At 47.1% G+C, this 15,110-nt stretch carries 11 protein-coding genes; 3 read left to right on the top strand and 8 right to left on the bottom strand.

Translation table 11 applies throughout. The annotated features are described in order from the left end of the window. Positions 1-50 precede the first annotated feature (50 nt). The 3 genes from IC230_RS02045 to IC230_RS02035 are packed head-to-tail and all read right to left on the bottom strand — an operon-like array spanning position 51 to position 5,793. Positions 51-1,484, bottom strand: a complete 1,434-nt coding sequence (locus IC230_RS02045) for a TolC family protein (protein ID WP_191037295.1) — start codon at positions 1,482-1,484, stop codon at positions 51-53. Continuing rightward, positions 1,474-4,680, bottom strand: coding sequence for an efflux RND transporter permease subunit (locus tag IC230_RS02040; RefSeq protein ID WP_191037294.1), 3,207 nt, complete (start codon positions 4,678-4,680; stop codon positions 1,474-1,476). Before IC230_RS02040 ends, IC230_RS02045 begins: the two co-directional genes overlap by 11 nt. A 24-nt stretch (positions 4,681-4,704) precedes the next feature. Next, on the bottom strand, positions 4,705-5,793 hold the full coding sequence (locus IC230_RS02035; RefSeq protein ID WP_191037293.1) for an efflux RND transporter periplasmic adaptor subunit: 1,089 nt from the start codon (positions 5,791-5,793) through the stop codon (positions 4,705-4,707). 645 nt (positions 5,794-6,438) lie between these two features. Between IC230_RS02035 and IC230_RS02030 the strand changes: the two genes are divergently transcribed. Next, positions 6,439-7,137, top strand: coding sequence for a response regulator transcription factor (locus IC230_RS02030; RefSeq protein WP_191037292.1), 699 nt, complete (start codon positions 6,439-6,441; stop codon positions 7,135-7,137). Positions 7,138-7,176: 39 nt separating this feature from the next. Here IC230_RS02030 and IC230_RS02025 read toward each other — a convergent pair whose 3' ends face one another. The 5 genes from IC230_RS02025 to IC230_RS02005 all read right to left on the bottom strand — a co-directional run bounded on the left by IC230_RS02025 (position 7,177) and on the right by IC230_RS02005 (position 12,336). Next, positions 7,177-8,745: a Na+/H+ antiporter gene (locus tag IC230_RS02025; RefSeq protein WP_191037291.1), complete on the bottom strand. Its 1,569-nt coding sequence runs from the start codon at positions 8,743-8,745 to the stop codon at positions 7,177-7,179. 247 nt (positions 8,746-8,992) lie between these two features. Further along, the gene (locus IC230_RS02020; RefSeq protein WP_191037290.1) at positions 8,993-9,562 is read right to left on the bottom strand and encodes a hypothetical protein; all 570 of its coding nucleotides are present in this window, start codon (positions 9,560-9,562) and stop codon (positions 8,993-8,995) included. Positions 9,563-9,650: 88 nt separating this feature from the next. After that, positions 9,651-9,815, bottom strand: coding sequence for a hypothetical protein (locus IC230_RS02015; RefSeq protein WP_191037289.1), 165 nt, complete (start codon positions 9,813-9,815; stop codon positions 9,651-9,653). 319 nt (positions 9,816-10,134) lie between these two features. Continuing rightward, the gene (locus IC230_RS02010) at positions 10,135-11,667 is read right to left on the bottom strand and encodes an alpha-amylase family glycosyl hydrolase (RefSeq protein WP_191037841.1); all 1,533 of its coding nucleotides are present in this window, start codon (positions 11,665-11,667) and stop codon (positions 10,135-10,137) included. Positions 11,668-11,739: 72 nt separating this feature from the next. Then, positions 11,740-12,336, bottom strand: a complete 597-nt coding sequence (locus IC230_RS02005) for a Maf family protein (protein ID WP_191037288.1) — start codon at positions 12,334-12,336, stop codon at positions 11,740-11,742. Between the two features lie 79 nt (positions 12,337-12,415). On the opposite strand from IC230_RS02005, the gene IC230_RS02000 reads away from it, so the two are divergent. Continuing rightward, entirely contained in the window at positions 12,416-12,952 is a 537-nt protein-coding gene (locus IC230_RS02000; protein WP_191037287.1) for a GNAT family N-acetyltransferase, read from the top strand. Positions 12,953-13,023: 71 nt separating this feature from the next. Continuing rightward, positions 13,024-15,057 (top strand): BamA/TamA family outer membrane protein, encoded by a 2,034-nt coding sequence (locus tag IC230_RS01995; RefSeq protein ID WP_191037286.1) that lies wholly within the window; start codon positions 13,024-13,026, stop codon positions 15,055-15,057. The last annotated feature ends 53 nt before the right edge of the window (positions 15,058-15,110 follow it).

Below are 15,110 nucleotides of genomic sequence, written 5' to 3'. Positions count from 1 at the left end.
CCTACACAAAGTCGTATAGGGCATTCTTCTTAAATTTAAACCTCACTTCTTTATTTCCAACCACCCCCTAATGCCCGGTATGCATTGACCTGGGCATTTAGTTGTTGCATTCTTGTTTCGATAAGCTCAATTCTGGCTTCCAGTACGTCACGTTGTGTCAACAGCACTTCCATATAATCGGCCCTTGCCGATGTGAATAGCTTAAGCGAAATACTAGTTGACTGAGTCAGTGCCTGCACCTGGTTGTTTTTCGTTTCGTACTTTTTACCTAGGTTATTGATATTGGATAACTGATTAGCCACTTCGATATACGCATTCAGAACCGTCTTTTCGTAGTTATAAATAGCCTGGATCTGCTTGACATTCGCGGTTTTGTACCTGGCTGTGATTTCGTTCTTATTCACGATAGGTCCAACTAGATCGCCGGCCAGCGAAGCAACTAACGATTGAGGAGTATACACCAGATATAAAGGATTGTAAGACATAATGCCTAAAAATCCTCTAAGATTTAACGAAGGATAAAAGTTAGCTCTGGTCGACATTACGTCTAATTTGGCGGCTTCTAAATTCCATTCTGCCTGTCTGATGTCGGGGCGATTCGCCAACAGTTGCGACGGAATACCTGCCGAAACGTTGGTCGGTAGCAATTGGTTGAACGTCTGGGAATTTCGTGGAACGTGTTGCGGAAACCGGCCTATAAGAAAGTTGATCCGGTTTTCCGTCTCAACAATCTTCTGCTGAATTTCGTACTGAAGGCTTTGCGTTTTAGCCACCTCAGCCTCAAATCGACGTACCGCCAGTTCGGTTACTTTAGCTGCTTCTTTTTCCTGCTTGGTGATGGACAGCGCGTTGTTCAGAATAACAAGGTTCTGCTTGATGATATCTAACTGATTATCATACGCCATCAGCTCATAATACGAATTGGCGACGTCGGCAACCAGATTCGTAACCTGGAAATTTTTCCCTTCAATGGACGCCAGATAACTGGCTACGGCCGCTTTTTTGGCGTTACGTAGCTTGTGCCAGATATCTACCTCCCAACTGGCAGTAGCCCCAAAATACATGTTTGGCAAAATCTCAGGGGTTTCGATCCCTGGTCGTATTTCGGTAGCGGCATCAGCGGCCCCCTGGCTGGTATACCGGGATACTTTGTCAAGACCGGCTCCGCCACCGAGTCCAACGAATGGTCGGTAAGCCCCGGCTCTAGCCAGTACTTCGTTGTTGGCAATTTGAATTTCCTGTAGCGTAACATTTAACTCCTGATTATTATACAGGGCTGTATCAATCAGGGCAGTCAGATACGGGTCCGTGAAATACTGCTTCCAGGTATTCTTTGCCGTATTGGTAGAGTCCTGCGAGTCATAATAACTCGCAGGGATACTTTTGTTAACTGTTTTCTCAACAAGGCGCGGCACACTACAGGCGGCATTAAGCCCGATAAGGAGCGTGATACCAGCCCAATTTATGATTTGTTTATTGCTCATCGACTTCAGCTTCTTCGGGTTGTGGAAAAACGTCTACTGAATGCACCAGATTTTCGGTTAACGAATCAGCTTCTTCATCTTTAATCATCTTCCGGCCATCGGCTAAACTACCAAAGATGTAGTACAAGCCTGGGATGATGATGACCCCGAAAATGGTTCCGAATAACATACCGCCCATGGCAGAAGCACCAATGGTCCGGTTGCCGATAGCGCCTGCCCCCCTGGCACTGATCAAGGGGATCAATCCGGCCACAAAGGCGAAGGAAGTCATCAGGATCGGACGGAAACGAACTCTGGCTCCTTCAATGGCTGCATTCAGGATCGTTTCGCCCTGCTGGCGCTTCTGAACGGCAAATTCTACGATCAGCACGGCATTTTTACCCAGCAAACCAACTAGCATGATGAGGCCAATCTGGGCATAGATGTTGTTCTCCAGCCCCATGAGCTTTAACAATAAGAACGAACCGAATATCCCAACGGGCAATGATAACACTACGGCCAATGGAATGATGAAACTTTCGTATTGGGCGGCCAACACCATGTAAACGAAGGCTAAGACAATCAGGAACACATACAGCGATTCGTTCCCCCGTATCGACTCGTCATACGAAAGACCTTCAAACGCGATGTCGTACCCTCTGGGCAACGTCTTGGCGGCAACTTCCCGAATGGCCTGTATGGCGTCAGCTGTGGTATAGCCTTTAGCAGGTAGACCCTGGATAGCGGCTGAATTATACAAATTGAACCGGGTGATTTCATTGGGCCCCTGGCCTTTTTTCAGCTTCATGAACGCCGAGTAAGGCACCATTTCTCCCGAATCGTTTTTGACAAAAAGACTTAGCAGATCGGATGGCAGTCGTCTGAAGCTGGGATCAGACTGTACGTAGACTTTGAAAAACTGGTTGTACTTGATGAACCCCTGTTCGTACGTACTGCCAATCATGATGTTCAGGTTATCCATCGCTTTCCCGATCGACACGCCTTTCTGCATGGCCAGGTTGTTATCGATTTCCAGTTCGTATTGCGGGTAGTTGGCGGCAAAGAAGGTAAACAAGCCCGTGAGCTCTTTCCGTTTACCCAAATTATCCATGAACTCCTTGTTGATTTTATCAAACTCCCGGTAGTCCGTATCGGTCGTTTTATCCAGCAAACGCATGGAAAAACCGCCTGACGTACCGAAACCAGGGATGGCTGGTGGCTCGAAGAATTCGACAGTAGCCCCAAGGTTTTTCGATTTCACCTCCAGTTCTTCCATGATTTCCTTCACGTTCTTGTCGCGGTCCGACCAGGATTTCAGGTTGATCAGACACGTACCGGCATTCGATCCCCGTCCTTCGGTCATGATCTCGTAACCCGCCAGCGACGATACTGACTCGATCCCCGGAACTTCTTCACAAATTTTCTGTAGCCGTCGGGAAACCTCGTTGGTTTTTTCCAGCGTAGAGCCCGGTGGCGTTTGGATAATAGCGTAAATCGTACTCTGGTCTTCGTTCGGAATAAAGCCTGCCGGCAAAATTTTATTCACGAATGCTATGCCAAGACAAAACCCCACCAAGATGGCGAACGTAACGAACCGGCGGCTGACGATTAATCTTAACAAGCCAACGTAGCGTCCGGTCATTTTATCAAACCCCCGGTTAAAACCGTCGAGTGTTCGGGTCAATATGTTTTTCTTGGGCGGATGTCCATGATGATTTTTCAGCAACATGGCACACAACACGGGGGTAAGCGTTAAGGCAATCAGAGCCGAAATCACAATAGAACTGGCCATCGTAATGGAGAACTGCCGATAAAAAGTACCGACCGGACCCGACATAAACGAGATGGGCAGGAATACCGATACCATCACCAGGGTAATAGCGATAATGGCGCCACTAATCTCACCAAGCACTTTTCTGACCGCACCGAAGGGGGATAGATGCGGCTCTTCTTCCATCTTGGCATGCACAGCTTCCACCACCACAATCGCGTCATCGACCACAATACCAATGGCCAGCACCAGGGCAAACAGCGTAATTAAGTTGATGGACAGGCCAAACGCCTGAATGACAAAAAACGCCCCGATTAAGGATACCGGAACCGCAAGGATCGGTATCAGTGTAGAACGCCAATCGCCCAGGAATATGAAAACAACCAAAGCAACCAGCAAAAACGCATCGCGCAGTGTGTCAATTACCTGCTCGATGGAGGCATCCAGGAAGTTAGAAACGTCATAGCTGATTTTATAATCGACCCCCGGCGGAAAGGAGCTTTTCATTACCTCAAGCTTCTTTTTAACCTCTTCAATGACATCGCTGGCATTACTGCCGTAGTTCTGCCGCAGGACAATGGCGGCCGACGCATGGCCATCCAGGTTGGAATATATGTCGAAGAATTCACTACCTAATTCTACTTTAGCTATATCCCTTAAGTGAATGCTTTCCCCTTCTGGATTGGCCCGGACAATAATTCCTTCATACTCTTCCGGTTTGTTATACCGGCCTTTGTAGGTAAGCACGTATTCCAGCGATTGGGCAGCGATACCAGAGCTCTGACCAATCCGACCGGGTCGACCAATGATACTTTGCTCGCCGATCGCCTTCATGACTTCTTCGGTAGAGATGTTATAGGCCCGCATGCGCTCTGGGTTCAACCAAACGCGCATCGCATAACGTCGGCTTCCCAGTATCTGTGCTCTGGCTACCCCTTTGGTCCGCTGGATTTCAGGGATCATTTTAACCGTAGCGTAGTTGAACAGGAATTTTTCGTCAATACTCTTTTCCTTGGAATAGAGGTTGACGTACATCAACATACTGGGCTGAACCGGCGAAATAATAACCCCTTCACGCTGAACCAGTTCGGGTAAGAGCGGCATAACCTGGTCCACCCGCGTTTTCACCCGAATAACGGCGTCATTCGGGTCCGTACCCGGTTCAAAAATGATCCGAAGAGTAGCCTCACCCGCGCTGGTTGCATCAGTCGCTATGTACCGCATGTCCTGGACGCCGTTGATGGCTTGTTCCAGCGTAATGAGCGTAGATTTCACCAGGACATCGGCACTGGATCCTGGATAAGCGATAAAGATGTTTACCGTGGTAGGAGCAATATCCGGAAATTGAGAAATGGGCAATTTCTTAATAGCCAGTACACCGATAAAGACGATCATGACCGATATCACAATAGCGAATACGGGTCTTCGTATGAATTTACTGAACATGTCTTCTAGTTTTAGAGTATCGGATTATTCGGCGTACAACTCCAGATTCGAGATGACAGAAGCAGGCTGAACGAATTTGTAGGCTATTTTTTCGTTTTCCCGAACCTGACGTAAGCCTTCCAGCAGGATCTTATCATCTTTACTCAGACCTGATCGAACCACAAAAATGTGCGGCATTTCGGCGGCTATAGAGATTTCCCTCGATCGAATTTTATTGTCTTTATCCACTACGTAGACGTACTTCTTTTCCAGGACTTCGAAGGTGGCTTTCTGCGGGATAATCAGCGCATTTTTAAGCGGTAAGGTCATCTGGATGTTGCCCGTTTCACCGTGCCGTAATAGCCCGTTGGGATTGGGGAACGTAGCACGGAAGGCAATGTTGCCGGTTTCGTTGTTGAAATCAGCCTCGATGGTTTGAACCACACCAGAATGATCATATATCCGCTGATTGGCCATCAGCAGGTTTACGCTGTTCAGGTTTTCCTGTTGCGCATGGGTTTTATAGTTCAGGTACTCCGCTTCTGGTACGTTGAAATACACCCACATTTTACTATTATCGGAGAGTGTCGTTAGCAGATCGCCTTCGTTGACAAGACTACCCAGCCGTACCTGAAAATGGTCCATGATCCCGTCGAAGGGCGCTCGTACCTCCGTAAAGCCCAGGTGAACTTTTGCTAAGGATACTTCCGCGTTTGCTTTGTCGAGCTTGGCTTTCGCCAGGGCTAATTCATTCTTCGAGACGATGTTGCTATCGGCCAGTGCTTTTGTGTTTTTGAATTCGACGCCAACAAAACTGGCTTCAGCCTCTGCTTTTTGTAGTTCAGCCTGGTATTGGATTGGCAGAATCTGGAACATGAGCTGACCTTTTCGAACGGACTGTCCTTCGTCTACAAAGATTTTCTGTAAATAGCCTTTTTCCAGCGCTCTTAATTCAATATGCTGAATAGCGTGAATCTGACACACGAACTGGTTCGTAATAGTGGTGTCTGTCTTCAGTGGACTGGTAACTGAATAGCTAACTTCCTCTTCCTTTTCTTCTTCTTTGTGTGAACAGCTTGTGTAGAATAACAAGGCACAAACGCTCATGAGCATGAGCATGATAATTCTTTTCATGAGGACTTATTTTTTACGCAGAACTATTGTGATACTATTTATTAGGTAGACCTTCGCTAAGCTTATTTGCGATTGGACTAAGTTATTTTCCATGTTAACCCGTCCAAGCGTATTTCTGACTGCATTCATCGTGAAGTTGAGGCAACCAGGTATAGAAGGCAAAAGCGGCCTCTAACGAAATCGTTGCTGGGTTAATACATGAAAGATGCTTGCTTTGATATGATCCCAAGTCCATAAACTGTACGGTTTTACAAACGGGTTGTCGTCGACTCTGGCAAGCTGGAGAGTGACTTACTAGCCACAGAAAAAGCCGATAGAGCCTTATCACCAATGTCTCATCATTGATTAATACAAAGGTATTTTACCTGTAGACGGGGTACATTAAAAGAAACTTAAGAGAAGATTAGAACTTCTTTAAATAATCGCCCTTTTTAGGATAATACCGTGGAAGTTACAGAGTTACACAATCATAAGATAGTTAAAATTGTATAATTTATAGAATAATTTGTTGTTATGGTAGCTGAAGTGAGTATAAGTTAAAGAATCATTAAAAGAGGATTAGAAGTTCTTTAAAGCCGTTATATACGAATACGGGTTTACTAATTTGGCGGTAATTAAGGTCGTACACTTAAAAGTCGTACACGCATGCGAATATTAATAGTTGAAGATGAGAGCAAACTGGCCGTGCCTCTGCAACGGAGCTTAAAGGAAAATGGATTTAAGGTCTTTGTAACGCTTAACAGTACCACGGCTCGTGAGGACGTAGAATCGGGCGATTTTCACCTGGTTATACTGGATGTTAACCGACCGGATTCCAGCGGATACGAACTTTGTCGAGACATCCGAACCCAAAATAATCAGATTCCGATTATTGTTCTTACACCGCTGGGAACGATCGACAATAAGCTGATGTGTTTTGATGCGGGAGCCGATGATTGCGTAGTGAAGCCGTTCGAATTCAGTGAATTACTGGCCCGAATACAGGCCCATCTGAAACGTAATTATCCTTCTTATGATCCCGAACTGAGCAAGCCACACCAGTTAACCATGGCTGACCTGACACTGGATTTGCGGAGAAAGACGGTAAGCCGGGCGGGTAATAAGGAAATCCACGTAACGCCCCGTGAGTTTACACTGTTGGAGTACTTTCTTCGGAATAAGGGAACCGTTTTGAGTCGGGAGGAAATTGAGCAGTATGTATGGGAAACGCCCATCAGTACGGGAGTAAACTTACTCAACGTGTACATCAATTCACTTCGGCGAAAGATTGACAAAGGTTTCGACACGAAGCTGATTCACACCCGAAAAGGCTTCGGATTTCAGATGAAAGTATCTGGTGAGTAAGGAAGGAATGTTATTGAATTTTATTCGCTTGCCACTTAACTAAGATAAGGCTATTTGCTCGAGGTCGAGCTCGAATTCTTTTTGGCGTATGATTGCTTCGCTAAACGCATTCTGACGGCGGAGTCGCGCCAACTCTTCACGCCGGATCGTAATGATTTCCCGCTTTAACTGCTGATACTGCTGCGGAGTACCCGATTCACTGACAACAATTTCCGTATCGGTCTGGATAATGAGTGTCTTCTGCGCCAGTTGTTCCCGCATCTCATGGGTTAAAACGTTCTCGCTATAATGATTAAGCAGGTGATCCAGGACCCGATCGGTTAATCGGTTCGTTAAATCAGTCAGCTGGTTTTCATCATTGTCAGGTTCATTGAGCGCCAGGTACCGAGTGAGGTAAGGCAGACTGAGCCCCTGGACAATCAGGGTAAAGATGATTACGGTAAAGGCGATAAAAATGATGAGCGTCCGGAACGGAAACACACGCTGGTCATTCAGTAACAGAGGTATCGTTAGGGCCGATGCCAACGTAACAACACCCCGCATACCGCACCAGCCCAGCAGAAAAACAGCTCGCCAGCCCGGATAAGGATCGTTAGCCCGTAAACGTGGATTGAGTAATCGGGGCAGATACGTAGCCGGAAAAACCCACACCATCCGGATCAGCACAACGGCCACGCTGATTGCCAAGCCAAATCCTATTGCAACCGGCAACGGAATCCATTTTAGTTTGCTGATAATAATGGGCAACTGTAGGCCAATCAGGATGAAAACGAAGCCGTTTAAGATGAACACCAGGGTTTCCCAAACGCCCTGTATTTGCAATTTTGCCTGAGGAGTAAGTGTTTTTGAAGCATAATAAGCTGATACGAAACCTCCGCTAACAACCGCTAGTATGCCAGACGCATCTGCCTTCTCGGCACATAGATACATTACGTACGGAGCGGCTATGGACAGTACCGTATCCATACTGGGGCTCGTTGGAACAAACCGCTGGAGTAAGTACATAAGACCCGCAATGCCGCAGCCAATACTGATCCCTACACAACTGGCCAGCAGGAAGTCGGCGCTGGCTTCCCAGAATGAAAATTGGCCGGATACGACAGCGGCCAGCGCAAAGCGAAACACAATCAGGCTGGCCGCATCGTTGATCAGGCTTTCGCCTTCCAGAATAGTAACGATACGTTGGCGAATTTTCAACTGCTGAAGCACCGACGTAGCCGCTAACGCATCGGGTGGAGCAACGATGCTACCGAGCAGAAAACCTTGTGCCAGTGAGAAATTAGGAATCAGCGCGTGCGATAAATAAGCAATGCCAACAGCGGTTGCAATAACCAGGCCCAGTCCGTGCAAACTGATCGGTCGACGGTTGGACCAGAAATCGTTCCAGTTGGTGTTCCAGGCCGCCCGGTATAATAGAGGAGGTAACAGGATAACAAACAAAAGGTCCGGGTCGAGCCGCAGGTGAGGAATGCCCGGCATCAGGCTGATTACTAAGCCCGCAATCACCAGAAAAATGGGCGCAGAAATTCCCAGTCGGTTACTAATGACCGTTAAAACGATGGTTGCCAGAAGCAGAACAATGGCAATAACCAAAAGGCTTTCAAACATAGCTGTATTCAAATTCGATAAGCCAGCTTACCGGTTTAACCTGTTACGTCACTACAGTGGCAAATGCGGCCCAAATACCTGATTTTTAACCTTTTTTAAGGAATAAAGAAGTAATTGTCGGCGATAGTATTGTTGGTTAACAGCGGATTATAGGTTATATCGAACCTGCCTGTATTTTGAAAAAGCCTTCTGATTTATGGATCGTAATCACAAAATCAGAAGGCTTGCTTATTGACCTCGATGCGCACTAGCGCGGTCCCCGATGTTCGTTCTGCGCTCTGTCGTTACGTTCCTGATGACCGCCATTCGCTTGTGGCCGACCATTTTGAGCCTGAGGACTTCCGTTACGTCCGACCTGTATCTCTGGGTTGCCACCTGGTCGTCCATTGACGGCTTGATTATGCATCGGGTGGTTATTGATCACGTAATACTTCGAATCGCGGCTGTCGCGGATAGGAGACTGATCGTAACGCCCTTTGAACGAAGCATATTTTTTGCGATACGTAGCGTTGTGCAGGTACGGTTGCTGATCGTTGATGACCACTTTGTGCATACGATACAAATCGTAGCTGTTGTAGCGGGATGGCAACGCCGTAGTTGTAATCCAGCGGCCGCCATCAAAATAAATCCACTGTTGCAGGGGAACGTAGTAATAAATGTCCAGGTCGGGCAGATAGTAGTAGTTCACGTAATCGTAGCCCGTTGGGCCCCAGAGTGGCTGGCTTCCAATATTGATGTTTACATTTACTTGTGCCTGACTGGTTTGATGCAGGCTAGTACCGACCAACAGGCCGGCTAAAATCAGGAGCGTTTTCATAATGAGTGAGTTAGCTGAGTGATGAGCGTTCGTTCATCGCTCAGGCAGACGATGGTTTGTTAAAATGAAAAACAGTGATCAGCAAATGCTAGTACGGATTTGGTCGGCGGTCGGGGCCAGGCTGAGCCGTAGGGGGCGGAACATGTTTACGGTTGGCACGTTGTTCGTGAGGGGGGCGCATCGCATTCATCGGGCGCATACATCCGCCAACTGTCAGTGACACGGCGATCAGCACAATCATGATCTTTTTCATCGTTTACGTTGATTTATAGGTTGTATTCGGTACCAAACACCTTTACTTTAATCTGGTCAGAAACGTTGCGCTGGTTACCTAACAGGAATACGTTTTTTGACTAAGCAGACATAGAAATAACACCGCAACAGACGCTGTTTGTATGAGCGCTGAAGCGGAAACCGACGAATTGAAAGCTTAAATAGACGAATTGCGGATTTTTGATGCTAATTAGGATCAGTTCACTTGGGCGAACTGGTCCTAACTAGCTGTAAAGGCTACTGAAAGATCAATGTATAGAGCCGCTTAATCGATCTGATGATGAAGCATAACTTCAGTGTTACTCAATCACTACACAACCGTAAGCAGGAACAGTGATGCGATCGTCTATCAGCGAACTGCCCGGTACCGTCTCGAATACGATGCCGCGACACCAGTCTTCATCCGGAGAAAACACTACGTCGATGGGCTTTCCCGTCAGGTTGTGGAGTACCAGAATACGTTGTCCATTTGTAGTCTGACGTATAAACGATACCGTACCTTTCCGGCGGATGCCTGTTTGTTGTAGTCGGCTCAGGTTATCGTTCAGAACCGGATGGCTGTTTCGGTAATGGATTAGTCGTTTGTAATGACTAAATAATGAATTTGGGTCAGTCTGCTGTTCAGCTAACGGACGAACTGTCTGGCTGGTGCTGTACTTGCCCCGGCGCCATCGGGTACGTTGCTTGTCGCGGGCGCGAATGTCCCACAAGAAAGGCTCACGCAGGTTTTCGTCGGGTTTCAGACCCAACATGCCGATTTCTTCACCGTAATACAGATAAGGGAGGCCCGGCAACGTCAGCAACAGATTGGCGGCTACTTTTAGCCGGGCCAGCGTCTGGTGGTTAAGATTCCCTTTCAGTAAGCTGCCAATACGATTCTGGTCGTGATTGGATAGGATGAGCGCATCGATGAACTGCGGATTAACGTTGCCAAACGTTCCGTGGACACAGTCCAGAAATTCAACCAGATCTTCCGTATCGTCTTCTCGGCGAACAATTTCTTCGATCATCAACCGTAAGTCGAAATTGAAGTTGGCTTTCAAGCCTCGGAAATAAGGTGCGATATGCTCGGGTCGTGTCCAGACTTCACCAACCGTATAAGCACCGGGTTTGGCTTCTTCAACTACCTGCCCGAATTGCTGCCAGAATTCGTGGTTTTTGGGTTCTTCAAACTCGCGGTAGAGATGACGAGCGGCATCCAGTCGAAAGCCATCGACGCCAATATCCGTAAGCCAGTACCGGGTAATCTTGAATATTTCCTCTCGCAAGGGTGGGTGGTCAAAATTTAGATCGGGCATACCGCTCCAGAACATACCGTAGTACTGCTCCGGATACGTAGCACCGCGTGGCGAATGCCAGGGATTGCGTTCGCCCGAATCGGCTGTAATGTCGCGGGTAGCCAGCTTCCGAGCCTTAATTTCCCCTGGATGAAGCCATTTATAGTAGTTCCAGTACGGATTATCGGATCCTTTTGCTGCTTCGCGAAACCACGGATGCTGGATGCTGGTGTGATGCAGTATTAAATCGATGATGATCGCAATACCGCGCTGGTGCGCTTCGTGAATAAGCCGTCGAAAATCAGCCAGTGTACCGTATTCTGGATCAATGCCATAGTAATCCGTTACGTCGTATTTATGATACGTTGGGGATGGACTAATCGGCATGAGCCAGATAGCCGATACGCCTAGTTCTTTCAAATAATCAAGGTTATTAGTAACGCCATTCAAGTCGCCGATGCCGTCACCATTAGAATCGGCAAAGGAGCGAACGAAAATTTCGTAATGAACACCTGTATGACCAACCGGGAACGTACTGAATGAGGTGTGATTGATTACTGTAGTTGATTGGTTATGAGGTGCTTTGGTCACAATATGAATGTATTGACGTAACGATTGATGAAAATTTCAGCGTAGTAAGCTAAATGGTTTCAAGGCCTGATAAACTCGATGCGTAGGCAAACCCATTACGGTATAAAACGATCCTTCCAGGCGCTCAAGACCAACCAGCCCGATAAAATCCTGGGCGCCATACGATCCCGCTTTATCGAAAGGTTTACACTCCCGGATATAGTACGTAATTTCCTCGTCGGTCAACGTAGCAAACGTCACAATTGTTTCATCGGTAAATGATTGCATTTGAGGTTCACCGTTGCCGTCGGGGGAAAGTATACACACCCCCGTTCGAACGCGATGTGTACGCCCGGACAAGGATCGCAGCATTCGGTGGGCATCCGCTTCATCGTGTGGTTTGTTCAGAATCTGATCGTCTAAAATCACGACCGTATCCGCACAAAGCACGATTCTTTCGCCCAGATCGGTTTGAAATTGTGCTGCTTTCTGACGGGCAAGATATTCGGCTACGTCATCGGCGGGCATGGTATCTGGAAATATTTCGTCGGTTGGCCGGGTTTCGATGGTGAACGAAAAACCAGCGTCGGTCATCAGTTGTTTCCGGCGGGGCGACCCCGATGCCAGTACGAGAGGATAACGTAAAGAAAGCATATAGTCAGAATGACGAACGACAAAATTAGCCCAAATACAGCCTTTATGTGTACATTGGTCAGTTTATTAGAGCAAAGTTATGACTATTCGACTCGCTACTGTTTCCGATGCAGAGCAGCTTGCCGATCTGGCTGCACTCACCATGCGCGAAGCTTTCGGACCACCTCACAATCCCGCTGAACTCGTTGATGAGTATGTTCAGTCGGCGATCACTGTTCCTATTCTGGAAGCTGAACTAGCCGATCCTAAATCAACTTTTTTTCTGGTTAGTTTAGCCGACGGAACCCCAATTGGTTATGCCAAACTACGTCGACATACACCCCCTCGTCAGATGCCCAAAGCATATCGACAGTTTGGTAAAGCCATCGAGATTCAGCGTATCTATCTTTCTCAGGCGCATATAGGTCAGGGACAAGGGCGTAAGCTGATGGACTATTGCCTTGATTGGGCGCAAAAACAGGGGTATGCCGCGGTGTGGCTCGGCGTTTGGGAACGTAACGAACGGGCGCTGGCCTTTTATGAACGAATGGGGTTTGAACGATTTGGTTACCATTATTTTCAATTTGGCTCCGAACGACAGCGAGATTTCTGGCTTCAGAAACAATTACATACATAACCCGTTGATGCTGACAATAATTAATTAAACCTTTATGTTGAATCGCATCTAACTGACGTTCTTATAAACCTATGAATCGTCCGAATCCGAGTGCATACTTGCCAGCCTGGCGCCAGTTAATGGTGTGGGTAATGCTTTGTATCGGATGCGGTAACAACGCTATTGCCCAGCAGGAGATCATTCAACCCAAAACGGTCCATAAATCAGCTGATACGCTTCAGAAATTGTCGCCAAATCTGCTCCGGGTCCATGCGCCCGGAACGGTAGAATACGGTGCCATTGATTCGCTCGCGACTCCGCTGTCGCGAGTTGTGACCGATAGTATTACAATTCAGCGCGACAGCGTTTTTTATACGAAGCTTAAAGCGAGCATGTATAAACATCGTCTGACACGACAGCTTTATGACGCTGTTTTCCGGGATGTTTACAATAGTCGTATTAATACAGGCGAAGTAGACCAGATCGAGGTCAATCCATTTAAAGCATTCGAAGGACGTATCATTGGGGACATTTATATCCGTCGACTATCCGTGTTTGGGCAGACCGTCTACGATACGTTACGCAAGCCTGCTAACTGGGTTGAGCGAACGGGGAATCGTTTTCACACCAACACCCGTGAACACATTATACGGAATTCATACCTGCTTTTCCAGCAGGGTGACGTACTGAATCCAACGGTTCTGCGTGATAACGAACGCTTACTACGTAGTACATCAATCTTCCATGATGCCCGGATTCTGGTCGTACCGCGTAGCGGTAGCAAGCAGTTTGTTGATGTATACGTTATTACGCAGGATGTCTGGTCATTGCTCCCCAATGGCGGCTTTGGCGGCTTGAATAACTTTAGCGTTGGTTTTGATCAACTAAATTTTCGGGGATTGGGGCATCAGCTTTTTGCCCAGGTTAACTATGCTGGGGGCGACCCGCGTCAGAAATTAGAGTACCAGGCTCGGTATAAAGTGCCTTTCATTGCAAAAACGTTTCTAACAGCTGAAGCGGATTTTCTGCACCTGCGTGATCTGAAGCAAATGGCCATTAAGCTTTATCGCCCATTTCTAACCCCGGATATGAAATACGCGGGGGCGTTCGAGATAAATCATACGGAAATAAATAACCGGATTTTTAGTCAAAACGACAGCGCCGTACTGGTGCCACTAAGTTACAATTATACCGATATATGGATTGGTCGCTCGTTCCGGTTGTTTTATAAGACTAATTCTGAGGAAGCAGGTCGTTCCCGGCTCATTATTGCGTTACGTAACACAAACTACGAGTATCTTCGGCGCCCCGACGTAACGGCGGATACGAATCAAATCTATCAGGATAGCCGGACTACACTTTTCAGTGTAGCGTACTCCCGGCGCAAATACGTGCGTGACGTATTGATTTATGGCTTCGGCCGAACAGAGGACGTACCTGTGGGGGAGTCAGTCGTAGGCGTTGTAGGTCTGGACAACGCCGAACTTGGCAAGCGATTATATACGGGTGTAAATTTTTCGCAGGGTAAATACATTCGTCGGTTGGGCTATCTCTATGGTTTAATTGGCCTTGGAGGCTACAGTCGTCGCGGTCAGTTGGAACAGGGCGTTTTTTCCTTTGAATCCAATTATTTCAGCCCCTTACTAAAAACCAAATGGGGAAACATGCGTCACTTCTTCAATATGCGATACACCACCGGCATCGATCGCTTCGACAATGAGTTTATTTCGCTGGGAGGAACTGGCAGCGGGATCAATACCGATGGAATCGGAATCAATACGGATGCATTACGGGGCACAAAACGATGGTTTGTTAACTATGAGAATATTCTATTTTCCCGACTAAATCTGATTGGCTTTCGGGTTGCTTTTATCTCATTCATTAACCTGGGCTTAGTGAGTTTCCCCGAAAGGCCATTGCTTCAGGGGCCTCTTTATCAGGGATATGGGATTGGTTTCCGCTTGCGGAATGAAAACTTAACGTTCGAAAGTTTCCAGATTCGTCTGGCCTATTACCCCAACATTCCTAATAATACGATTCCTTTTCGTCAGGCTTTTGAAGGTGTTCCAACACTACGTTTCCGCGACTTCGACGTATCGGCCCCTCAAATTATTCCTTACCGTTAATCAGTAGATAATTAAAAATAATGGAAATTAAATTCATATAATGTTGTTACATT

It is taken from the genome of Spirosoma validum (assembly GCF_014699035.1).
GTDB classification, from domain to species: domain Bacteria; phylum Bacteroidota; class Bacteroidia; order Cytophagales; family Spirosomataceae; genus Spirosoma; species Spirosoma validum.
This window is presented reverse-complemented; position numbering and strand designations above follow the sequence as displayed.

Coding starts and splice junctions, on each gene's coding strand:
- IC230_RS02045 (WP_191037295.1), bottom strand. CDS start 1,484: ATGAGCAATAAACAAATCATAAATTGGGCTGGTATCACGCTCCTTATC.
- IC230_RS02040 (WP_191037294.1), bottom strand. CDS start 4,680: ATGTTCAGTAAATTCATACGAAGACCCGTATTCGCTATTGTGATATCG.
- IC230_RS02035 (WP_191037293.1), bottom strand. CDS start 5,793: ATGAAAAGAATTATCATGCTCATGCTCATGAGCGTTTGTGCCTTGTTA.
- IC230_RS02030 (WP_191037292.1), top strand. CDS start 6,439: ATGCGAATATTAATAGTTGAAGATGAGAGCAAACTGGCCGTGCCTCTG.
- IC230_RS02025 (WP_191037291.1), bottom strand. CDS start 8,745: ATGTTTGAAAGCCTTTTGGTTATTGCCATTGTTCTGCTTCTGGCAACC.
- IC230_RS02020 (WP_191037290.1), bottom strand. CDS start 9,562: ATGAAAACGCTCCTGATTTTAGCCGGCCTGTTGGTCGGTACTAGCCTG.
- IC230_RS02015 (WP_191037289.1), bottom strand. CDS start 9,815: ATGAAAAAGATCATGATTGTGCTGATCGCCGTGTCACTGACAGTTGGC.
- IC230_RS02005 (WP_191037288.1), bottom strand. CDS start 12,336: ATGCTTTCTTTACGTTATCCTCTCGTACTGGCATCGGGGTCGCCCCGC.
- IC230_RS02000 (WP_191037287.1), top strand. CDS start 12,416: ATGACTATTCGACTCGCTACTGTTTCCGATGCAGAGCAGCTTGCCGAT.
- IC230_RS01995 (WP_191037286.1), top strand. CDS start 13,024: ATGAATCGTCCGAATCCGAGTGCATACTTGCCAGCCTGGCGCCAGTTA.